The sequence below is a fragment of the Bradyrhizobium sp. CCBAU 45389 genome (assembly GCF_028128625.1).
GTDB lineage: Bacteria > Pseudomonadota > Alphaproteobacteria > Rhizobiales > Xanthobacteraceae > Bradyrhizobium > Bradyrhizobium liaoningense_B.
The window spans coordinates 412206-432891 of record NZ_LBIY01000002.1 but is presented as its reverse complement, the minus strand read 5'-3'; the positions used below and the strand labels follow the sequence as shown (position 1 = coordinate 432891).

The following is a 20686-nucleotide window of genomic DNA, read 5'->3' as shown; positions in this document are numbered from 1 at the left end:
CATGGGCTGTCGGATTCCAATGAGCATCTCTTGGATACTCAAACCGACCACCGTGGTACGCGCGATCGCCTTCGTGTCCAGCACAAACTGACCGCCGGTGGCACGCCGATTGTTAGGTATCCTTCAACCCGCACCCGTAAGGCGCGCTGGCCTTGTCTTTGCCGATATTTCAGATTGATGATCTGATCGGAGCACGTCCGGAATAGGTCGCTCGATCCAGTCGTCTTGTGCGCTTAGACGAGGTTCCCGCCCGATGGCGAGAATTGCGGACAGTTCGCGCAGCATTCCGATAGCGATGCCAAGAAGCGCTCCCGCAACAATCGCTGCTCCAAGCACGACTCTGGCTTTTGGCGAACTGGCCCTCAACGGAGGCGACGCCCCAGTGATGAGACTCGCCTCAAACACCGGCAAGGATTGCTGTCGCGTGGCTTCCATCTTACGCAGCACGTGGCGAAAGTTATCATAGGCGCTTTTGGATGATTCAGCCGCGACTGCCAGTTTATCGATAGTAGCAGCGGAATCCGCTGTATCTTTCCCGTTTCTACTGAAATCCTCCAATGCTTTTTGGGCAGCTAATGCTTGAGTGCTCAGTTCGTTCAATCGATCCTTGATCCACGAATCATCTCGTATGCCGGCATAGTCCATTTGACGGGTAATATATTTTTCTGCGACGGCGTTTAGGATCTGCGCCGCTCGATCGGGATCTCTGGAGTCGAAGGTAATCTCGACAAGATACGTAGCGCCGAGACGCTTGGCTGAAAGCTTGCGTTGGAACGATTCCACAATATACCGCGCCGCATTGGCTTTCGTTTCCGGTTTACTCCAGCCGAGCAGACGGGATATCGATCTGGTCATGCTGTGCAGGGGGCTGGCTTGGCTGGCCTCAAATTCCGGATCTTGAGCAAGGCCGAGCTTTTCGATCACAGCGTTAGCGATGCTCTCAGACGTTATGATCTTGATCTGGCTTTCCACGATCGTTGACACCGAGGTAGGGTCGACCGCTCTCGAGTCCACCACGAGTTCCGCCTTCGCCGTATACGTGGGTGCCGCGGCAATGAGGTAAATTGTGGCAATACCAAGCGCTGCCAAAGTTGCCAGCGATATGATCGAGAGATGTCGTCGTATGAAGGCTAGCACTTCTACCAGGGACATGGTGGGTGCCGGACGAAAGTCAGGCGGCATACTGTCCCGATTTACCCAATTATCCGTTCTATTGGTCTGCACCATTTTCGCACCAGCGCTGATAGTTGAGGCTTCGCGACGATGACCAAGCTGAATATGCCGATAGGGCGATCGTCGGTTGGCGGAAGATGCAGCAGATGAAGTCGCACGAGGCAACTAGCCGGCCCCTACCGACGCTTGGTGGGGCCGCCCTGCCGCCGTCGACTAAATGTGCCGGAAACTGTGTAGAGGCCGGCAATTTGGTGAAGAACGCATGACCCATGGCCTCTACTACCCAGTCGCTCATCTCCGGGTATCAGTACCTTGCCGCTCAGTGGATGGGAATTGGCGATAATTAGGTAACTACGATGGAGCGACGGCACTGCCGAAGGTTCGAGCTGCAAATCGGCCGCGCTGGCGGCGAAAGCAAGCCAGAAAGCTTCCCAGCGGAATCATATGAGCGAAAGCGGCGCGGTCTGAATTAGCTGCAAAAATCCCTGAACAGGAGCGCGAGCGCCCCGCAGGGCTGAAGCAAAATCTTGCGGAAGAAGGCGGGCCGAATGACCGGGCGTCGGGCGCGGCGCAAAGCAGCGGTGAACTGAAGGTCTTGAGCTGGAATATGCAGCGCGTATTTCACTCGACCGCACGCACATGCAGATGGAGGACAAGCTCGCCGAAGCCCGGTCCGGGCTCGGCGACGATGGTCGAGATCAAGACCGCGTCAGTTATCGTCTCTCGCGGCTGGCGAGGTACAAGCAGGAATCGCTGCGGGAGCGATAAACAAACTGGGCTCCCGCAGCCTGCGCACTGCGCGCCGTCAACCAGAGGAGACTGTCTGCGCAATCTTGCGTGCTAATCACACAAGAGCAGCAGCGAACATTCTCCCCGCGGCCTGGGCGTCGAGGAAGTCGACGAAATTGTCGCAGCTTTGCTCCACGATGGGATCGTGCGCGCGACTCAGTCGTCCGTCCCTGCGTCTACTTGTAGAGCCTTGCCGCGGCGCGCGTCCCCCGGTCCACGCCCTTGCGGAGTAGGTCGTCGATAGGGGGCACCGCTACGTGACTAGACTGGGGAGACAATGGAGCCGGCTCGGTGATCGGCTCCATCTCGGAAACCACCTGGAGAGGTTTCGCGATCCCTCTGCCCAGATCGACGGTTGTGAGCGCCCGACCATTTGCCGCGCGTACCAGCGATCCGTGGTTCATTCCCCAGATCGCCGCTTGCGTCCGGTTCTGGACCCGGATCTTGCGCAAGATCGCCTTGACGTGGACCTTCACGGTAGCTTCGGCGATGTCGATCTTTCGGGCAATGCATTTGTTGGAATCGCCCTCGATAAGGCAGGATAGAATTGCCTTTTCGCGTGGCGAAAGCTGCGGCGAGATCGCGTCGTCCGACGTGACGAGGATCGCGTGCCCGTTTTCGCTGAGTGTTGTCGTTTCGCGTTCGTGATTGCCGTCTAGAGCGAACGACAGAAATGCCGGTGGGTAGACGGTCTCGCCCATCGTGACGAGCTCAACGGACTTGATGAAAGCGTCGCACGAAATGATGTTGACGAAGTAGCCGTTGGCGCCTGCACGAAATGCAGAAGCCAGTTCGACCGGCCGATAATTGTCGGACACGATTGCAATGGGCGCGTCGGGATAGCGATCTTTCAAATATCCAATCTGCGCTATCTCGATGCCGAAATCATCGCCGGTGTGGATGATGAGAAACATCAGTTTCTCATCTTGAAGGGAACTTGGTAGCTCCTCAGGGCTCGAAGCAGACAGGGCAATACGAAAATGTGCCGTATGCAATATTCTGGCAATACCTTCACGGATTAAAACGTTCTTTCCGAGAAGTGCCATGCCGTAAAGTTGACGCCTCCTCATTTTATCCTCCAACCACGCACTGACACAACAGGAACAAACTCAATGTAGTCTCGCGATGGGCGATTGGGCCTTTCTAGTAGGGTCATCGCCCCGCCTGAACACCTTTGGGCTAGTGAATTTTCGTTACTCCGAATGCCTACGTCCGTAGGCTATATCCCTCCATGTTGCTAAATCTTTAAATTATGTTAAACACGAATTTACGTTAGCCATATATATCCTTTGCTATAGGTGTCCATGCGCCGCAGTTCGAATCGCAATACTGTTTTTGGCGCAGTCTCTGCGTGAACTTGATGATCATGTTTATTCAAAGTGGAGGAGGGGCGGGCTTTTGGTCGCCGGATCTACCTCCACGCGAACGCCGGTATGCAGCCGAATTTCGCGGTGCTCTGGCCGTAGTGTAGTCTCAGGGTGTTGCGGACTCCGGAATCGCAAGTCGCCGCGTGAGCGTCGGGGAGCGAGCAGAGCAGCGCGTCAATCCAATCCAATATTGCACTGCGACATAGGCATCGATCGTATTAGAGAAATTTCGAAAGGTCCGTCCTGCGCTGGGGAAATAGCAGCACGTTCCAGGCGTTAATGTGTTTAGGGGGGCGCGGGCTGAGGAGCGCCCAATGCGACGTACTAACGTAGTCATTGCAGACCGGCATCCGGTCGTCCTGCAGGGACTGAGTAACGTGCTCAGTGCCGCGGCGGACTTCAACATCATTGCGTCTTGTAGCGACACTGCAAGCTGCATCCAGGCGATTCGTAACTTGGCGCCCGACATCGCGATTGTTGATCCCGCGATGCCCGAACTCGCCGCGCTGATAGTTCTCTCCGTCAATTCAGAAAATCGTTCGACGCATTTGGTGTTTTTCGCCTCGAGTGAAGATTGCGGATTGCTTTTGGATGCCCCCTTTGCCTGCAGCATCGTCCTGAAGGATACGGAGCCAGAAGCGCTGGTGCAGTCGTTGCGGCACATCGCCAATGGCCGATGTCTACTGCCGATGATGTCATCCGGTTCGATCGCATCGCAGGAGCAGGGCGCGAATTCGGACAAGATTGTGACATATCTGACGGACCGCGAGCGTCAGATCATGCGTCTGGTATCCGAAGGATTGTCGAATAAGGAAATCGGGCGGCGGCTGGGCGTTTCCGTCGGCACCATCAAAGTGCACCTTCACAACATTTTTCAAAAACTTGAAATCAGCAATCGAACAGAGCTCGCGGCAATAGCTATCGCGCAAGATGATCGTGCGTCAGGTGGAGAGCACTAGGAGAATCGTCGCGGTCCGCCAATCCCGGTCGCGCCTCCCACTGCAATGAGCACGGATGGGCTGGTCCGACTCGAAAGAATCTCGCGATCGCGCCCGACGGCAAAGTCTGCGTCGCGCACACGACAGGCCCCGACATCGGCGGCCGCTGCGCCATCGCAAGCTGAATGGGGTAATCCGTCAGGACCGTCAGTTCATCCGGAATGGCAGTCAATGCAAGGAGGGAGAGGGGTATTGATTCATCATCTGCGGCTCTGGGTCGATCGAAGTGGTCCGCTGTCAGGTAAAGCGTCGTCGCGGGCTATAGCGAACGGCTCGAGATAGCATCGCAGAAATATGCCGATTGGAACTCGGCAACTGCGGAGCGGCGGCCCTGGCCTTTCCTTCCTGCCCCCCCAGTGGTCAGGGCCGTTCTCCCTCTCGGCCTTTCCGGCAGGGCGGATAATTCTGTGGTTGAGATGAAGGCCAGTATGGGGCGCAGCTAGATGTCCCTCGAGTTTCACCGTGCCGTCGACGACATGGAAATCTGGAGCGCGACTGGCGACGGCTTTTCGTTCGTTATCACGTATGAGAGCCCGGCTGGCGCCGGTTTTCATGGACGCGCAGGCTATGTGGCGTCATGGCGGCCGCTCTATGGGGGGAACGGCGCGATCAAGATCGGTGGTTCGGCGTTTGTATCTCTTGCGGAGGCCGAGAAGGCCTGCAACACGATGCTTGGGCATCTGACGGGGGCTGGCTGAGTTGAAGAGCGGGTGAAGCCGGCGCGAGCCTGCGCACAATGGCCAAGCCGATACCGCGGCTGCCGCCGGTGACGAGGATGTTACGCATCGGTGCGCGCCAGTTTTCCCGCTGCCGTGACCTCGAGTCGCTCGACGAAACGGATCACCGCGGGTACCTTCCATGCTGCCAGGCCGTCCTTGCATTGGCTGAGTATCTCTGCGCGGATGGCCTCGTGGCGCTTCTCATCGGTGCCGCCCGCGAGGATGACGTCGGCAACCACGATGGCGCCCGTGATCGGGCTCTTGCGCGATCGCGCCCGCGACATTCGAACACAGGCGTGACGGTTGATCACAGCCTCCACCTCTTCCGGATGCACCTTCAACCCGCCGATGTTGATAATGCCGCCTCGCCGGCCGACGAAATGGTATCGTTCGCCGCGCAACTCGACGATATCGCCAGTATCGACGAAGCCCTCCGCGTCGGCGAGCGGCGGCGCATCGGCGCCGACATAGGCGCGCGCAGTACGCTTGGAGCGGATCCGCAACGAGCCCTCGACGACCTTCATCTCTACCCCGTCCCGATTTCGTCCGATCAGGTGGGCAGGAAACCCCTCGCGCCCGTCGTCGACGCTAAACCCAACTCCGGCTTCGGTTGAGGCATAGGCATGACCGATCGACGCGTGCGGATATGCCTGGGCCAGGCTGTCGAGCACGGCCTGGTCGGCGATTTCGCCGGACAAGCGGATATAGCGCGGCGAAAAATTGGCGGCCGCGCCGCTCATCAGGAGCTTGCGCCAGTGCGACGGCGTGCCGGAGATGTGGCTGACGCCGCCCGCGCGCAGCCGCTCCACATGGGCCGCGATGGTTTCCCCGGGCTCGGATAGCACCATCGATCCACCGCCGATCACGGCGCGCAGGAGGATTTGCAGGCCGCCATAGCGGCGGATATCGTAGAACGTTGCCCAGGTGGCGTCACTGTGACGCGCAGGCCCCTCGGCGATTATCGCGCCGGCGAGCCCGTCGAGTGTGTGTCGGACGATTTTCGGCAACCCCGACGTCCCCGATGTCAGCATCAACCATTCGGTTGCGTGGTCCACCGTCGGTCTCGTGTCCGTCCGATCGGGCAGGTCGATGCCGATAATAGTGCATTTTCCCGCACGCGATCCGGATAGCGGTCGATCGGTGACGATGGTGTCGATCCCGGCCTGTTCGACCAGAGCCTGCAGGCGCTCCCAATCGAGATCGGGCGGGCATAGAAGCATGCGGCGTGCGACGCCGTCGAGCTCGATCATTGCAAGCGCGGAGAACAGCTGTCTCGATGTCGCAAGCAGCACCGAGCGGCCGGACAACTCGTTGCATTCGCCGGCGAGGCAGCTGTGCTCGACCATGTCGGTCAGCGATACACTGTGCCGGGCGTCGGAAATGGTGCGGTCCTTCGCTCCCTGGCCGAGGTAGTGGCGCAGCGCGATGATGTCAGGCGGGAACATTCTCATAGGCTCTGACAAACTCACCGAGGGTAGACGGGAAGGCTGCGTCCTCGGCAATAGTGAAGGGATCAATACCGAGCTCGTCCTCCAGCCGCGCAACCAGGATAGCGAAGGCCAGCGAATCGAAGCCGGTTTCGTTCAGGGACAGGTCGTCCTGAAGAGGTGGAAGCGTGACTTGCTGTTCTTCGGAGATCTGCTTCATCGCGGAGAAAATCTTCGTTCTGACCGACATGGTACACACCTCACATTTCGGCTTCGGAGCCAATGTTAGAGCCTGATTTCGCCCTCGACGATGCGCGCGTAGACGGCCCGGTCGATCGAACGATAGCGACCGGTCACCGGATCGCGCACGAACAGCGGATCTCCCACGACCGAAGGATCGAACCCCTCGTAGATCAATCGCTGCTTCTTCTTCCTGAAAGTGTCGGTCGTATCCAGCGCGGGGCATAACCTGACGAAAGCCGGGATCGCGTAAGGCGGCAAGCGATGCGAGAGGTATTCGCTGAACATTCCGAGGTCGAAATTTTGGTCCACCACCAGGGCCGCCATGCCGACGCGGCCGTCGGCCCCGGACACCGCAACTCCATAGGTCGAAGCGTCGAGAACGCCGGGGCAGTCGGCTATTGCATCGTTCACTTCGCTGGTCGCGACGTTCTCGCCCTTCCAGCGAAAGGTATCGCCGACGCGGTCGATGAAGTGGAGGTAGCCCTGCGCGTCGCGCATCATCAGATCTCCACTGCGGAACCAGGCATCCCCCCTTTCGAATACGTCGCGCAAGACCTTCTTCTTGGTCTCGGCGGGATCCGTGTAGCCCTCGAAAGGGCGGCCGTCGGAATTGGCCTCGCCGATACGTCCGACGGCCTCGCCGGTCTCGCCGGGGGCGCACGCGATGCATAGCCCCGCCTCGTTACGGATCGGGCCGCCGCTGTCGGCGTCGACCTTGACGAGCGAGGTCGGAAAGCGATGCGCCAGAACCGGCGGTATCCGGCCGATCGCGCCCGGCTTTCCGTCCACGTTGAACAGCGAAAAATTGCCTTCGGTTGCAGCATAGAATTCGAGGATCTGCGGAATCGCGAACCGGTTGGCGAACATCTCCCAGATGTCGCGGCGCAACCCGTTCCCGACAGCCAGCCGCAGCCGGTGCCGCGTCTCTTGTTCAGATACTGGCGCCTTCAGCAAATACCGGCAGAGCTCGCCAATGTACTGGAAGACGGTACAGTCGAAACGCTCGATGTCGCGCCAGAAGCCGCCGGCGGAAAATTTCTCCGCAATCGCGACAGAACCGCCCGCGCAGAGCATGCTGCAGGGAGCCGCGACGCCACCCACGGAGTGATGGAGCGGCAGGCAATCGTAGAGACGATCGTCGGTGGACGCGTCCGTCAGTCCGGCAAACCACCCACCCCAGGCGAGAACGCGACGATGACTGACGTTCGCCGCCTTCGGCAAGCCGGTGGTGCCCGAGGTGTAAATGAGGAGCGCGCGCCCATCGATCGTGACGTCGCCGCGTTCGTCGGAGGACAGCGGTCGTGGTTCGAAGGCGGAGAGCGCCGCATCCAGATCGTTGCGTCGATCGCCTGTGCCAAGGCTCCAGCATTGCGGCACGCGGTGCAGGTGGGGACGCGCGCCCTCGAAGGCGTCCACGCAATCGGCAGCGAGGATGAGGTGATCGGCATCAGCGACGTCGATACAATGGGCGAGCGACCGGCCGACCAGCCTGGTGTTGATCAGCGCCACCGTTCCGCCGACGCTGCTGATACCGAGCCAGCAGGCGAGGTAGTCCGGGCGGTTCGGTGCCAGCAGGCAGACGGTGCGACCGGCATGAAGGCCAAGGTGCCGTGCCCAACGCGCATAGCGGTTGATCCGGTTGGTGAGCTCGCCGTAGGTGAAGGATTGGCCATCCGAGAGCAAGGCGGCACGCCCGGGCTGCCGTTGTGCCCAGTCCTCGACGATGTCGGCGAACAAGCGATGCGGCTGGGCTTCGAGCCGTGCGGTCAGTGCGATGGCTTGCAGCCAGGTCTTGGCGGCGGAGCGCCGCGGAGCGTCGCGTCTGGTCGCGCTCTCGATCACGGCTTTGTTTGCGAGTTGATCATGCGGCCGGGCTGGATCGGTATCCTCGCGCACCCGGGCGAAGCGGCTTGCCTGGTTCTCGAAGCGCAATCTTTGTTCAACTGGCTTCATCCCGACCCGGATCCGAGCTGGTTGAGGATCATCCGCTCCATCGCCTTCACCGATTGGAAGTTCTCGGGTGTGATCTCGAGTTGGGGAAGGATGAGATCGAACTCGGCTTCAACCTTGAGCATCAACTCGACCATGCCCATCGAGCTCAGCCCAATGTCCACGAGTCGCGACTCCGGGTGGACCTCGGCGATAATTGCGTTCTGCTGGAGGACGCTCCTGACGACCGATAGGACGCGGTTCTGAACGTTGACGGCAAAGTCGTGCATTTCAGCCGGTCTCCTGCCGTGGCCAGGCGTGATCACATGGAGGCGACGATACCCAACTGTACCTTCGGCCAACAGCTCTGCTTCGGAGGTACCTCGCCCGGGAGCGGAAGAGTCCTGATACCCACTTCTGCGCCAAGGACGCGGTGAGGGAAGTGGGCTACTTGTCGCTTTTGATCGGAAATCGTCTCGACCCGGCTTGCATCGTTCAATCATGACAACCATGAAACGGGAGGCTCTGGCCCATGACTGTGCAGGAAGTTCAGTTCCGCAACAGCGCCACCGAAACTGGTCGAATTACTTTCTCTCCCGACTACCCCTCGTTCCAACAGCGAACGGCAAATGTCGTGGAGGTCGCCGCGGCGGAGGCAGAAGCGGTCGATCGCGAGGCGCGCTTCCCGCGGAAGGCGATCGACGCGGCGCGGAAGGAAAGACTTCTGGGAGTTCAGATTCCGATCGAGTTCGGCGGGGAAAGCGCAGCCATCTCCGAGGTCGCGGATATGTGCTACGCGCTCGGCCGCGCCTGCGCCTCGGTCGGAATGATCTTCGCGATGCATCAGACCAAGGTCGCGTGCCTGGTTCGCCACGGCGCGGACAGTTCGTGGCACGAAAATCTCATGCGACGCGTGGCTGCCGAGCAGCTGCTGCTGGCATCATCGACCACGGAAGGGCAGAACGGCGGAAACATTCGCTTCAGCTCGGCCGCGGTGGAACGCGCGGGCACCGAGATTTCGCTGCTGCGCGACGCGACGGTGATTTCCTACGGCGCGGAGGCGGACGGCATCATCACCGTCGCTCGCCGCTCCGAATCCGCTGCCGGATCTGATCAGGTGCTGCTGGCCATCACTCGTGATGACTATACCCTGGAGCGCACTCTGGGGTGGGAGACGCTCGGCATGCGCGGGACCTGCAGCGCAGGCTTCAAGCTGAATTTCAGAGGGACTTCAGACCAGATATTCCCCGTGGCATACGAAAAGATCCATGCGCAGACGATGACGCCCGTCGCGCATCTGTGCTGGTCTTCGGTCTGGGCAGGAATCGCGGCAGCCGCGGTGGACCGGGCGCAGCTGTTCGTCCGCAAGGCCGCTCGCGGGTCGGGCGGCAATATGCCTCCTGCCGCGGCGCACTTCACCGCCGCCAGGATGACCCTGACGAAATTGCGCGCCAGCATCGCGGCAAGTCTGCAGTTCTATGAAACTCATGGACAAGACGTGCGCGCGCTGTCGTCCGTCGACTTCCAGTCCTCGATCAATCTCCTCAAGGTGGAGGCCTCCGAGCTTGCGGTTGCGACCGTCATGCACGCGATGCGCACCTGCGGCCTGTCCGGTTACCGCAACGACACCGACGTGAGTATCGGCCGCCACCTGCGGGACGTGCTTTCCGCTCCGATCATGATCAACAACGATCGCATCCTCGCCAATATTGGCCCCGCCACGCTCATGAGCACGGTTCCAGACTCTCTGTGCGATTGAGTTTCTTCTGAAAGGAAAGGCCTGATGAAGTTCGCCATTGTTGAAGCACCGGCGCTCTCCACTCAACCTGAAGCCGATCCGTTGGACCATCTCGCCGATGCGCTGTTCCACGAGATGGGGTCTCCCGGCGTCTATGGCCGTACCGCGCTCTACGAAGACGTCGTGGAGCGGATTGCCGCGGTGATCTCACGGAATCGCGACCCGAACACCGAGGTGATGCGTTTTCCACCCGTCATGAATCGCGCCCAGCTCGAGAGGTCGGGTTACCTGAAGAGCTTTCCCAATCTGCTCGGCTGCGTCTGTGGCTTGCACGGCATGGAAAGTGAGATTGACGCGGCGGTCAGCCGCTTCGATGCCGGCGGCGACTGGACCACGTCGCTATCGCCCGCGGATCTCGTTCTGTCGCCGGCCGCCTGCTATCCGGTCTATCCGATCGCGGCGAGCCGGGGGCCCGTGCCGGCCGACGGCTGGACCTTCGACGTGGCCGCCGACTGTTTCCGCCGCGAACCGTCGCGCCATCTCGACCGGCTGCAGTCGTTCCGAATGCGGGAATTCGTCTGCATCGGTAGTGCGGATCACGTCTCGGCGTTCCGGGAACGTTGGATCATACGTGCGCAGAATCTTGCTCGGGATCTCGGGCTGACCTTCAGGGTCGACCATGCCAACGACCCGTTCTTCGGCCGGGTCGGCCAGATGATGGCGGTAAGCCAGAAGCAGCTTTCGCTGAAGTTCGAACTGCTGGTGCCGCTGCGCTCCGAGGAGCAACCGACCGCCTGCATGAGCTTCAACTACCACCGGGATCATTTCGGCACGACCTGGGGCATCGTCGATGCAGCCTCCAAGCCGGCCCACACGGCCTGCGTGGCGTTCGGAATGGATCGTCTGGCCGTCGCCATGTTCCATACCCACGGCAAAGACGTCGACTGGTGGCCGACCGCAGTGCGCGAGCTGCTGGGCTTCGCGCCGACCGATGGCCGAGCACCTTCAGCAAGCGAGGAGGTCCGATGCGCCAGGGAAGTCGGGAGCTAGCCCGGGGCAGGAGAGCCGAAGAGCCAGCGACCATGAGAAGAGAGACTGTCGCCGTTCATGGCGGCTTCGAAGATGATCCGGCAACGAAGGCGGTTGCCGTGCCAATCTACCAGACGGCCTCCTATGCATTCGACAGCGCCGACCATGGAGCGGCGCTCTTCAACCTCGAAGTCGACGGCTTCCGTTATACCCGGATCGGCAATCCAACAAACGCCGTGCTGGAGAAGCGCGTTGCCGCCCTTGAAGGAGGCATCGAGGCACTCAGCGTCGCCTGTGGGCAGGCTGCGGTGAACTATGCGGTGGTCAACATCGCGGAAATGGGCTCCAATATCGTCTCGATTCCGCAGCTCTACGGCACCACCCATACGCTGTTCGCGCACATCCTGCCGCGGCAGGGCATTGATGCCCGCTTTTCGGAAGACGACCGGCCGGAAAGTGTCGAAAGGCTGATCGACGACGACACACGCGCGGTTTTCTGTGAGAGCGTGGGAAATCCGGCCGGAAACGTCTGCGACATCCAGGCAATGGCGGAGGTCGCGCACCGGCACGGTGTCCCACTGATCGTCGACAACACCGTGCCGACACCGATGCTGCTCAGGCCGATCGAATACGGCGCTGACATCGTTGTGGAGTCGCTGACGAAATTCATGGGCGGGCATGGCACGACGCTCGGTGGAATTATCATCGACGGCGGCAGATTCCCCTGGACCGAGCATCGCCGGCGCTTTCCGATGATGAACGAGCCGGAGAAATCGTACCACGGGCTGGTCTTCACCGAGCGCTACGGCGCCGCTGCCTACATTGCGCGTTGCCGCGCCGTTTCGCAAAGGACCACCGGCGCCGTGCTGGCGCCGATGAACGCCTTCCTGCTGCTTCAGGGCATCGAGACCGTCGCGCTCCGGATCGAGCGGCATGTCGAGAATGGCGCCAAGGTCGCGCGATTCTTGCGCGATGACGGCCGTGTCGGGTGGGTGAATTATGCGGGCTTTCCCGACAGCCCCTATTTTGCGCTGACGCAGAAGTATCTGGACGGTCGAGCGTGTTCGCTGTTGACCTTTGGCGTCGCCGGAGGCTTCGAGGCGGGCAAGCGGTTCTACGACAGGCTCAAGCTCTGCAAGCGGCTGGTCAACATTGGCGATGCGAAAACGCTCGCCTGCCACCCCGCGTCGACGACGCACCGGCAGATGTCCGTCGAGGAACAGGAGAAAGCCGGCGTGCGGCCCGAGATGATCAGGCTGAGCGTCGGAATCGAGCACATCGACGACATCCTCGCGGATCTCGATCAGGCGCTCTGCGCAGCGAGCGTTTCGTCAAACGTGAAGGCATTCGGATGACTGTCTTAATCGATATCGATTCACACGATCACCACCTCTTCTCCAGAGCGCCGCGCGGCGCCTGTGCGACGGCGTCGCAAGGAAACCGGGGAGAGTGTCTGGACATCGGGCTCATCAACAACATGTCGGATGCCGCCCTGATGTCGACCGAGCGGCAGCTGTTCGATCTGCTCGATGCGGCTGCCGGACGACTGTGCGTCAGGCTGCACTTTTATGCGATGGCGGCGACGCCCCGTTCGGAATGGGGACGCGATTACGTGGGTCGATACTACCGTGGCATCGATGATCTGCTGAACAGGAGCCTGGATGGCGTGATCATCACGGGCGCCGAACCCAGGGCCGCCAGCCTCACGGAAGAGCCATATTGGAGCACCTTCACCGAGATCGCCGACTGGGCGACCGAGAATACCGTGTCGTCGGTGTTTTCCTGCCTGGCTGTCCATGGGGCCGTCCTGCACCGGGACGGCGTTGTGCGCCACAAGCTGCCTGGCAAATGCTTCGGTGTCTTCGCTCAAACGAAGACGAGACATCATCCCTTGATGCAGGATGTTCCGAGGACCTTCCGGATACCGCACGCCCGTTGGAACGAGGTGCAGGAGGAGGATCTCTCGGACTGCGGATATTCAGTTCTCACTTGGTCGGCGGAGGCCGGGGTCGACTGCTTCGTCAAGCAGCAGAAGAACAGCCTATTCGTCCATTTCCAGGGCCACCCGGAATACGAAACCCAGAGCCTGCTGGGTGAATATCGGAGGGATATGGGGCGTTTCCTCCGGGGAGAGAACGAAGTCTGTCCGACGATACCGAGAGGCTACCTGAACGAGGGCGCGGAAAAGATGCTGATCGCTTTCCGACAGAAGGCCCTTTCGGACAGAAACCCGGAGCTTTTCGCCGATTTTCCAGCCGATCAGCTGGCGAAGGACCTGAGCAACGTCTGGCGTCTTCCGGCCCAGCGCATATACCGCAACTGGTTGCGCTACATCGTCACGCAGCGACGCGCACACTCGATGCGAGAAGCAGCTCTCGCTGCAGCCGGAATTCCGGCCCGTCGCCACGGACGCAAGTTGGTTGCCGCTCGATCCGCTCGCCTGGCGCGCTCGCCAAACCAGGGGACCATGAGGCGGCTCGGATACAACGAGTGAGAGTCTAGATAATGATCCGCTGCCGTGAGATAGGAACAGCCGATCTCGACGCCGTCGCCGATCTTCTGACAAAGGGCTTTCCAATACGCTCGCGCGACTACTGGATCGACGGACTCAGGCGCTTGTCTGGACGCCCGACCGCTTCCCGCGCTTTGGCTATATGCTTGAGCACGACCAGGCACCTGTCGGCGCTCTGCTGTTGATCCGCACCGCAAGGAACGAGGGCGGTGGTGCCTCCATCCGCTGCAATCTCTCCAGCTGTGTCGCGCTGGCGATGGCCGCGCCTTTCCGTTCGTGCTGCAGCCGATGCGGATCCGTCGCATCAGGCTGCCGGTGATGCAATTGATCTATTGCGCCGATCTGGCCGACTACGTCGTTTGCGCCGGCGCTATGGGGCGCTTCCTGGTTCGACGCGGCTGGATGTCGATTGCTCTCGATGCCAATGGCTCCGTGACCGGCCTCCTCGGCATCTACAGGGAGCCGATCGGCCGGAAGTACTTCAAGGGTCCGCATTGCCCCCGGCTTGCCGATCTGTCCGACTCGGAGCTGGTGATCTACGGGCCGTGACTTCGTCGTTCCATGACAGTTCCAAACGGGGCGCCAGCAAGTTCAATGCGGGTGTCGCTCAGATGCTCCGCGCGCCGGTGGCGGGCAAACGCCTCCATCGCCCCTCAGGGCGCCATAAGAATTCGCTATGGCGGCAGAGGACAGTCGTGCTTCCCCTGTCATCAAACGTAAATCTATTTTTTACCGTCGGCCGCAGCAAAAAATTCCAAGGGCAAGACCACCGAAGTGGCACAGTTCGCGGGCGCATCATTTTGTGGCAGCAATGGAGCGGGCTAATGACGATCGAGTTGAGCCGACGGGGATTTTGCATCGGAACCGCTCTGGTTGGGCTCCAGACGATGTCCTCCGCCGCCTTCGCGGCCCGAAGTGAAGACGGGACAGTGAGGCTTGGTCTCGTTGCGCCCATGAGCGGCCCGAACGCCCGGTATGGGGCGTTTTCGATGCGCGGCGCCCAGATGGCCGCGAAGGAAATCAACGACGCCGGCGGCGTTGGCGGACGCAAGATCAACGTCATGCCCGGGGACAGTCAGGGTACGCCGGTCGAGGGCGTTTCTGCGACCCGCCGTCTGATCGACCAGGACCGGGTCGACTTCATCATCGGCGATGTTTCGAGCTCGGTCACGCTGGCCATGCAGCCGGTCGCCGAGGACGCCGGCATGCTTCTACTCAATGCGGCCTCGTCGAATCCGATGATCACCTACAAGGCGGGCGTCGGCGGCTTCAAATGGTCCTTCCGCAACTATCCGACCGACGAGAACCGCGCACTGCTCGTGCTGCAGTACGCGGCCGAAAAGAAGGGCTTCACCAAATACGCCGTGCTCTCGGTCGACAGCGATTACGGCCGCGCCGCCATCCAGTTCACCAAGAAATACCTGCCGCGCTTCAAGAGCGCGATCCTGACGGAAGACTACTACAAGGAGGGCGAGGTGGATTTCCGCAGCGTGCTCTCCAAGATCCGCGACTCCGGCGCCCAGGCCATCATCATGTACGGCAATGCCGATTCCTCGCCCATCGTCGGGCGCCAGATGATGGAAGTCGGAATCGCAGGCAAGATCCCGCTGATCGGCAACGCCGAGTTCAATACGGCGAGCACCATCAAGGCGGCGCCGAAGGCGATGGAGGGCGCGATCGAGGCTGCAGCCTGGCTTCCGGCGTACGACTCTCCGAAGAGCAAGGCTTTCGTCGAAAAATTCACTGCCGAATATCGCGAAGCTCCCAACAATCACGCTTACGTGCATTGGGAGACGGTGCATCTCCTCGCCAAGGCGATCGAGCAGGCCAAGAGCGTCGATCGAGAGAAAGTCCGCGCCGCGCTCTCTGGCATCAAATATGATAGCGCGGTCGGCGAGGTCACCTTCGACGATCACAACCAGGCACGCCTGCCGATGATCCTCCTCGAGATCGAGGGCGGCAAGCCCGTGATCAAGGGCGCCTACAAGGCCGAGATCGACTACCCCAAGTAGGAACGGTGGCCCATGTTCTACACGATCATCGAGCAGGTCGTTAACGGCATCGTTTCCGGATCGGTCTACGCGATCGTTGCCGTCGGCATGACGATGATCTTCGGCGTCCTGCGTGCGATCAACTTCGCTCATGGCGAATACTACATGCTCGGGACGTTCGGGGCCTGGTTTGCGATCGACTATTTCGATCTGCCCTATCCGGTCGCGGTCGTGATCGGCGTGGTTGCGACGGCGGCCATTGCCGTCGTCGTCGGCAACTTTGTGATGCAGAGGATCGTGGGAGCGCCGGCGGAGGCTGGCGTTCTCGCCACGCTCGGCGTCGCCCTGATCCTGCAGAACGCGGTGATCCTGGTCTTCGGCGGCAGCTACAAGTTCTTCTCCGGCGGCTATATCGAGCCGGTGAGCGTTTTGGGCTTCACCCTGGCCGAACAGCGCATCCTGATCATCATCGTCGGCCTCATCGTGTTCGTCGGGCTCGAGCTGATGGTGACCTACAGCCGGATGGGCAAGGCCATGCGCGCGGTCTCCCAGAACATCGAGTGCTGCGCAGTGGTCGGTATCGACGTTCGCCACATCGCGCTGTGGACGTTCATCGTCGGTGCCTGTCTTGCCGCGCTCTCGGGCGTGCTGACCGCGCCGGTGAACGTGAGCGTCTATGGCGGCATGGGCGAGCTGATCACCTTCAAGACGCTGCCGATCATCATCATGGGCGGGCTTGGCAACGTGCGCGGCACGTTCGTCGCCGCCATGATCCTCGGTATCGCCGAGAGCCTGGTCGCGACTTACGTCGGCCTGCAATTCCGCGACACGGTCGGCTTCGCAACCCTGATGCTGGTGTTGATGTGGCGTCCGCACGGGCTCTTTTCCGCGCAGGCGCGCTTCTAGAGATGCGGTGGTGACAGGTGAGCGAGATCGCCCGAGAGCCGAACATGACGTCCGCTGAACTCACGGCCGCAACGACGGGGCGGGACCTTCGCGTTCCCTTCGGCGTCGCGCTCGTGGTGCTGGCATGTGTCGCGCCGCTGTTCCTCGGCAATTATCCCCTGCACGCAATGATCATCGCACTGATCTTCCTCCTGCCGGCGCACGGGCTCAACCTGCTGCTCGGTTACACCGGCCTGCTGTCGCTGGCGCAGGCGGCGTTCTTCGGCATCGGCGCCTACACGTCCGCGCTGCTCGCGGTGCATTTCGGTACACCTTTCTATGTGAACTTCCTGGCAGCGGGACTGATGGCCGGCGCGATCGCGCTGCCGCTCGGCATTCCGGCGCTGAGGCTGCGTGCGACGTCGTTCGTGATGTGTACGCTGGGCTTCGTCATCATCGGCCAAGCCATCGCCAAGAACTGGATCAGCCTGACGCGCGGCGACATGGGCTTGGCGGCGATTCCAAAACCTTATTTTGCGCTGGGGCCGGCTTCGTTCACCGTCTCCGGCACGGTCGGCTTCTACTATCTGGTCCTCGCCATCGCCGCGATCGCCACGCTGGTCGCCTTCCTCATCGTCCGTTCGCCGGCCGGGCGAAACATGATCGCCATCCGCGAGAACGAGACGCTGGCGGAATCCGTCGGTATCCCCACCTGGCACTACAAGCTGGTGGTGTTCATGATCAGCGCCACGTTCGCCGGTCTCGGCGGCAGCCTCTATGCGCACTACCTCACCGTCGTCAGCCCGCTCACGTTCCAGATGTACTACTCGACCACGATGCTGATCATCGTGCTCGGCGGCGGCGCCGGGACCATTTCGGGCGTCATCTTCGGCAGCCTGTTGTTCGTCGGTCTCACCGAAGCGCTGCGCGTCACGCCGGAGCTGCGCATGATCGCCTATGGCTTCTTCCTGCTTGGGCTCGTGTTCTGGTTTCCGAGCGGATTCGCGCCGCTGATCGGCCGCTTCTGGTCTTTCCTTGAGAGGCGCAAATGACCGGCCTTCCGATCCTCGACATCTCCGGTCTCTGCAAGTCCTACGGTGCCGTCCGCGCCGTCGATGGCGTCGATCTGCACGTGGGCCGCGGCGAGATCTGCGGGCTCATCGGCCCCAATGGCTCGGGCAAGTCGACCTTCTTCGATTGCGTGACGGGGCTCGCGAAACCCAGCGCCGGTGCCGTGAAGCTCGACGGCCAGGACATCACGGGCTGGTCGCTGAACGACATCGCCCGTGAGGGCCGCATGCTCAGGTCGTTCCAGAAGACCGTGGTGTTCTCAGCGCTCGATATCGAGGAGAACCTCGTCATCGCCGGCCAGATGTTCACCTTTCCCGGTATCTGGTCGACGTTCGGGATTGGATCGGCGGCCCGCAACCGCGTCGCGGCGCTGCGGGAACGGGCGCGCGAGCTGATCAAGATCGCCGGCCTCTGGGACGTGCGCTTCCAGCCGGCGGGCAAGCTGTCCGGCGGCCAGCAGAAGCTGATCCAGTTCGCCTCGATGCTGATGCCGGAGCCGAAGCTCATCCTGCTCGACGAGCCGATGGCCGGCATCAACCCCAAGCTGATCGAACGCGTGGTCGAGAGCATCCGCCTCGCCAACACCTCCTTCGGTGTCAGCTTCCTCATCATCGAGCACAACATCGATGTGGTGACGAGCCTCTGCAAGCGCGTGGTCGTGCTCGACCAGGGCCGCAAGCTTGCGGAGGGAAGTCCGGAGGATATCGTCCAGAACCAGGCGGTGCGGGAGGCCTATCTCGGTGGCTGAACCCTCTCTCTCGATCAAGGGATTGCGCGCGGGCTACGGCTCGCTCGATATTCTCAACGGCGTCGATCTCGACGTTCCGCAGGGGCAGTTCGTCGCGCTGATGGGACCGAACGGCGCCGGCAAGTCGACGCTGCTGAAGACGCTCTATGGCATGACGACCATCAAGGGTGGCAATATCAACTGGCAAGGCAAGGACATCACGGCCTTGAAGTCGCGCGCGATCCTGGCCGAAGGCATTTCATGGGTGCCGCAGGGACGCTGCAATTTCCCGGTGATGACGGTCGACGAAAATCTGCAGATGGCCGCCTATACGCTGCGCGACAGCCAGGTGAAGGCGGAGCGGGACTATGTCTACGACCTGTTCCCGATCCTGAAGACACGGCGCAATACGCTTGCCGGAAACATGTCCGGCGGCGAGCAGCAATTGCTGGAAGTGGCGATGGCCGTGCTGCAACGGCCGAAGATCCTGCTGGTCGACGAGCCGTCCGTGGGACTTTCGCCGAGCGCAATCGGCATCGTCTTCGACGAGCTGCTTCGTATCAACGCGACCGGTCAGACCATTCTGCTGGTCGAGCAGAACACCAAGAAGGCCATGGAGGTCGCTCAGCGCGCGGTCATCCTGCGTCTCGGCAAGGTGATCTGGGATGGCCGGCCGGCAGATATTACCCACGACGAGCTGGGCGAACTGTTCCTCACGGGCCGCATGCGCGGCGAGACCGAGGTCGAGCACTAGCTATCACGGCGTTCGCCGCGGACGCGCGCCCCCATATTCGCAAACTGAAGGACGACAAACGTGACGATTTTCGTGCCGGCTTCGCGCGTCTCGCGCATCAAGATCTCTCCGACCACGGCGGCGTCCGCCCGCGTTCGCGAGCTCAAGGCGGCGGGACGCGACATCATCGACATGGCGATCGGCGAGCCGGATTTCGACACGCCCGATTACGTCAAGACGGCCGCGCATGAGGCGATCGATCGCGGCGAGACGAAATATACCGCGGTGAACGGCACCGTCGCCCTGCGCAAGGCGATCATAGCCGACTACAAGCGCCGCCTCGGCCTCGAATATGCCGACAACGAGATCTGCGTCGGTGGCGGCGCCAAGCAGATCCTGTTTCTCGCGCTCATGGCGAGCGTGGAGGAGGGGGCGGAGGTCATCATCCCCGCACCCTATTGGGTCTCCTATCCCGACATGGTGATTGCCAATGACGGCAAGCCCGTCATCGTCCGCTGTTCGGAGAACCAGGGCTTCAAGTTGACGGCTGACGCGCTCGAGGCCGCCATCACGCCCAGAACACGCTGGCTGATCCTCAATGCGCCCTCGAACCCGACAGGCGCGGCGTATTCGCGCTCGGACCTTCAGGCCCTCGGCGAGGTCCTGCTGCGCCATCCCAATGTGCTGGTACTGTCCGACGACATCTACGACCAGATCTGGTACCGCGACGAGCCGGCGACCACGCTAGCGGCTGCGGTGCCGGCGCTGAAGGAACGTGTTCTGCTCGCCAACGGCGTGTCCAAGACCTACGCCATGACCGGATGGCGGATCGGGTACGCGGCGGGTCCCGCGCCGCTGATCGCAGCCATCAACAAGCTGCAATCGCAGATCTCCTCGTGTCCCTCGTCGATCAGCCAGGCCGCGGCCGCCCATGCGCTCACCAGCGACCAGGCGTTCGTTCGCGACAGCGTCAAGCTCTACAAGGAACGTCGCGACTATGCTTGCGCGCGGCTGAATGCGATCCCGGGCCTGTCATGTCTGGTGCCGGATGGTGCGTTCTATCTCTACCCCGGCTGCGCCGGTGTCATCGGCAAGACCACGCCGGATGGCAAGGTCATCGAGAACGATCTCGATTTCGTGCTCTATCTGCTCGACGGAGTCGGTGTGGCGGCCGTGCAGGGTGCCGCCTATGGGCTCTCCCCGTATTTCCGCCTGTCGATCGCGACCTCGATGGAGGCGATCAAAGAGGCCTGCGACCGCATCGAGAAGGCCTGCCGCGCGCTTTCCTGAGCGCGGCGAGCCGTGGATACGGCGAAAACCCTCTAAATCGACGAGAATCCCATTGAAATCAATGG

General features: G+C 61.4%; 19 protein-coding genes. 13 read left to right on the top strand and 6 right to left on the bottom strand.

Going from position 1 to position 20686, the window contains the following annotated elements; translation table 11 throughout:
- Nucleotides 1-123: 123 nt before the first annotated feature.
- Together XH79_RS01960 and XH79_RS01955 are read right to left on the bottom strand one after the other, a co-directional pair.
- Entirely contained in the window at nucleotides 124-1152 is a 1029-nt protein-coding gene (locus XH79_RS01960) for a Wzz/FepE/Etk N-terminal domain-containing protein (RefSeq protein WP_271580435.1), read from the bottom strand.
- Nucleotides 1153-2138: 986 nt separating this feature from the next.
- Nucleotides 2139-2876, bottom strand: coding sequence for a LuxR C-terminal-related transcriptional regulator (locus tag XH79_RS01955; RefSeq protein ID WP_271580434.1), 738 nt, complete (start codon nucleotides 2874-2876; stop codon nucleotides 2139-2141).
- A gap of 767 nt (nucleotides 2877-3643) precedes the next feature.
- Between XH79_RS01955 and XH79_RS01950 the strand changes: the two genes are divergently transcribed.
- Both XH79_RS01950 and XH79_RS01945 read left to right on the top strand, forming a co-directional pair.
- Nucleotides 3644-4288, top strand: coding sequence for a response regulator transcription factor (locus XH79_RS01950; protein WP_271580433.1), 645 nt, complete (start codon nucleotides 3644-3646; stop codon nucleotides 4286-4288).
- A 482-nt stretch (nucleotides 4289-4770) separates the two neighbouring features.
- Complete coding sequence (locus XH79_RS01945) at nucleotides 4771-5025, top strand: hypothetical protein (protein WP_212338496.1); 255 nt, start codon at nucleotides 4771-4773, stop codon at nucleotides 5023-5025.
- Nucleotides 5026-5105: 80 nt separating this feature from the next.
- On the opposite strand, the gene XH79_RS01940 is transcribed toward XH79_RS01945, so the two are convergent.
- The 4 genes from XH79_RS01940 to XH79_RS01925 are packed head-to-tail and all read right to left on the bottom strand — an operon-like array spanning nucleotide 5106 to nucleotide 8935.
- Nucleotides 5106-6491, bottom strand: coding sequence for a class I adenylate-forming enzyme family protein (locus XH79_RS01940; protein ID WP_271580432.1), 1386 nt, complete (start codon nucleotides 6489-6491; stop codon nucleotides 5106-5108).
- Nucleotides 6478-6723: an acyl carrier protein gene (locus XH79_RS01935; protein WP_212338499.1), complete on the bottom strand. Its 246-nt coding sequence runs from the start codon at nucleotides 6721-6723 to the stop codon at nucleotides 6478-6480. Before XH79_RS01935 ends, XH79_RS01940 begins: the two co-directional genes overlap by 14 nt.
- A gap of 35 nt (nucleotides 6724-6758) precedes the next feature.
- Nucleotides 6759-8669 carry a long-chain-acyl-CoA synthetase gene (locus XH79_RS01930; RefSeq protein WP_271580431.1) on the bottom strand — a complete coding sequence of 637 codons (1911 nt, stop codon included), beginning with the start codon at nucleotides 8667-8669 and terminating at the stop codon, nucleotides 6759-6761.
- A complete protein-coding gene (locus XH79_RS01925; RefSeq protein ID WP_026311989.1) occupies nucleotides 8666-8935 on the bottom strand; it encodes a phosphopantetheine-binding protein in 270 nt (89 codons plus the stop codon). The genes XH79_RS01930 and XH79_RS01925 overlap by 4 nt, the downstream gene beginning before the upstream one ends.
- Before the next feature lie 242 nt (nucleotides 8936-9177).
- Here XH79_RS01925 and XH79_RS01920 point away from each other — a divergent pair, with 242 nt between their 5' ends.
- The 11 genes from XH79_RS01920 to XH79_RS01870 all read left to right on the top strand — a co-directional run bounded on the left by XH79_RS01920 (nucleotide 9178) and on the right by XH79_RS01870 (nucleotide 20621).
- On the top strand, nucleotides 9178-10404 hold the full coding sequence (locus XH79_RS01920; RefSeq protein WP_271580430.1) for an acyl-CoA dehydrogenase family protein: 1227 nt from the start codon (nucleotides 9178-9180) through the stop codon (nucleotides 10402-10404).
- Nucleotides 10405-10428: 24 nt separating this feature from the next.
- Nucleotides 10429-11433: an amino acid--[acyl-carrier-protein] ligase gene (locus tag XH79_RS01915; RefSeq protein ID WP_271580429.1), complete on the top strand. Its 1005-nt coding sequence runs from the start codon at nucleotides 10429-10431 to the stop codon at nucleotides 11431-11433.
- 32 nt (nucleotides 11434-11465) lie between these two features.
- Nucleotides 11466-12767: an O-acetylhomoserine aminocarboxypropyltransferase/cysteine synthase family protein gene (locus XH79_RS01910; RefSeq protein WP_271580724.1), complete on the top strand. Its 1302-nt coding sequence runs from the start codon at nucleotides 11466-11468 to the stop codon at nucleotides 12765-12767.
- Entirely contained in the window at nucleotides 12764-13906 is a 1143-nt protein-coding gene (gene metA / locus XH79_RS01905; protein ID WP_271580428.1) for a homoserine O-succinyltransferase MetA, read from the top strand. The genes XH79_RS01910 and metA overlap by 4 nt, the downstream gene beginning before the upstream one ends.
- 306 nt (nucleotides 13907-14212) lie before the next feature.
- Entirely contained in the window at nucleotides 14213-14473 is a 261-nt protein-coding gene (locus tag XH79_RS43185) for a hypothetical protein (protein WP_442869893.1), read from the top strand.
- A 275-nt stretch (nucleotides 14474-14748) separates the two neighbouring features.
- On the top strand, nucleotides 14749-15936 hold the full coding sequence (locus tag XH79_RS01895; protein ID WP_212338504.1) for an ABC transporter substrate-binding protein: 1188 nt from the start codon (nucleotides 14749-14751) through the stop codon (nucleotides 15934-15936).
- 12 nt (nucleotides 15937-15948) lie between these two features.
- Nucleotides 15949-16821: a branched-chain amino acid ABC transporter permease gene (locus XH79_RS01890; protein WP_212338506.1), complete on the top strand. Its 873-nt coding sequence runs from the start codon at nucleotides 15949-15951 to the stop codon at nucleotides 16819-16821.
- A 44-nt stretch (nucleotides 16822-16865) separates the two neighbouring features.
- Entirely contained in the window at nucleotides 16866-17852 is a 987-nt protein-coding gene (locus XH79_RS01885; protein ID WP_212338508.1) for a branched-chain amino acid ABC transporter permease, read from the top strand.
- Nucleotides 17849-18619, top strand: coding sequence for an ABC transporter ATP-binding protein (locus tag XH79_RS01880; protein ID WP_271580427.1), 771 nt, complete (start codon nucleotides 17849-17851; stop codon nucleotides 18617-18619). Before XH79_RS01885 ends, XH79_RS01880 begins: the two co-directional genes overlap by 4 nt.
- Nucleotides 18612-19352: a branched-chain amino acid ABC transporter ATP-binding protein gene (locus XH79_RS01875; protein WP_212338512.1), complete on the top strand. Its 741-nt coding sequence runs from the start codon at nucleotides 18612-18614 to the stop codon at nucleotides 19350-19352. The genes XH79_RS01880 and XH79_RS01875 overlap by 8 nt, the downstream gene beginning before the upstream one ends.
- A 60-nt stretch (nucleotides 19353-19412) precedes the next feature.
- Nucleotides 19413-20621, top strand: coding sequence for an aspartate transaminase (locus XH79_RS01870; RefSeq protein ID WP_212338515.1), 1209 nt, complete (start codon nucleotides 19413-19415; stop codon nucleotides 20619-20621).
- The last annotated feature ends 65 nt before the right edge of the window (nucleotides 20622-20686 follow it).

What these genes read in the sequence shown, in the direction of transcription:
- XH79_RS01890 (WP_212338506.1), top strand. Translation starts at nt 15,949, where the DNA reads ATGTTCTACACGATCATCGAGCAGGTCGTTAACGGCATCGTTTCCGGA.
- XH79_RS01950 (WP_271580433.1), top strand. Translation starts at nt 3,644, where the DNA reads ATGCGACGTACTAACGTAGTCATTGCAGACCGGCATCCGGTCGTCCTG.
- XH79_RS01930 (WP_271580431.1), bottom strand. Translation starts at nt 8,669, where the DNA reads ATGAAGCCAGTTGAACAAAGATTGCGCTTCGAGAACCAGGCAAGCCGC.
- XH79_RS01940 (WP_271580432.1), bottom strand. Translation starts at nt 6,491, where the DNA reads ATGTTCCCGCCTGACATCATCGCGCTGCGCCACTACCTCGGCCAGGGA.
- XH79_RS01955 (WP_271580434.1), bottom strand. Translation starts at nt 2,876, where the DNA reads ATGTTTCTCATCATCCACACCGGCGATGATTTCGGCATCGAGATAGCG.
- metA (WP_271580428.1), top strand. Translation starts at nt 12,764, where the DNA reads ATGACTGTCTTAATCGATATCGATTCACACGATCACCACCTCTTCTCC.
- XH79_RS01925 (WP_026311989.1), bottom strand. Translation starts at nt 8,935, where the DNA reads ATGCACGACTTTGCCGTCAACGTTCAGAACCGCGTCCTATCGGTCGTC.
- XH79_RS01910 (WP_271580724.1), top strand. Translation starts at nt 11,466, where the DNA reads ATGAGAAGAGAGACTGTCGCCGTTCATGGCGGCTTCGAAGATGATCCG.
- XH79_RS01915 (WP_271580429.1), top strand. Translation starts at nt 10,429, where the DNA reads ATGAAGTTCGCCATTGTTGAAGCACCGGCGCTCTCCACTCAACCTGAA.
- XH79_RS43185 (WP_442869893.1), top strand. Translation starts at nt 14,213, where the DNA reads ATGCGGATCCGTCGCATCAGGCTGCCGGTGATGCAATTGATCTATTGC.
- XH79_RS01945 (WP_212338496.1), top strand. Translation starts at nt 4,771, where the DNA reads ATGTCCCTCGAGTTTCACCGTGCCGTCGACGACATGGAAATCTGGAGC.
- XH79_RS01920 (WP_271580430.1), top strand. Translation starts at nt 9,178, where the DNA reads ATGACTGTGCAGGAAGTTCAGTTCCGCAACAGCGCCACCGAAACTGGT.
- XH79_RS01960 (WP_271580435.1), bottom strand. Translation starts at nt 1,152, where the DNA reads ATGTCCCTGGTAGAAGTGCTAGCCTTCATACGACGACATCTCTCGATC.
- XH79_RS01935 (WP_212338499.1), bottom strand. Translation starts at nt 6,723, where the DNA reads ATGTCGGTCAGAACGAAGATTTTCTCCGCGATGAAGCAGATCTCCGAA.
- XH79_RS01880 (WP_271580427.1), top strand. Translation starts at nt 17,849, where the DNA reads ATGACCGGCCTTCCGATCCTCGACATCTCCGGTCTCTGCAAGTCCTAC.
- XH79_RS01895 (WP_212338504.1), top strand. Translation starts at nt 14,749, where the DNA reads ATGACGATCGAGTTGAGCCGACGGGGATTTTGCATCGGAACCGCTCTG.
- XH79_RS01885 (WP_212338508.1), top strand. Translation starts at nt 16,866, where the DNA reads ATGACGTCCGCTGAACTCACGGCCGCAACGACGGGGCGGGACCTTCGC.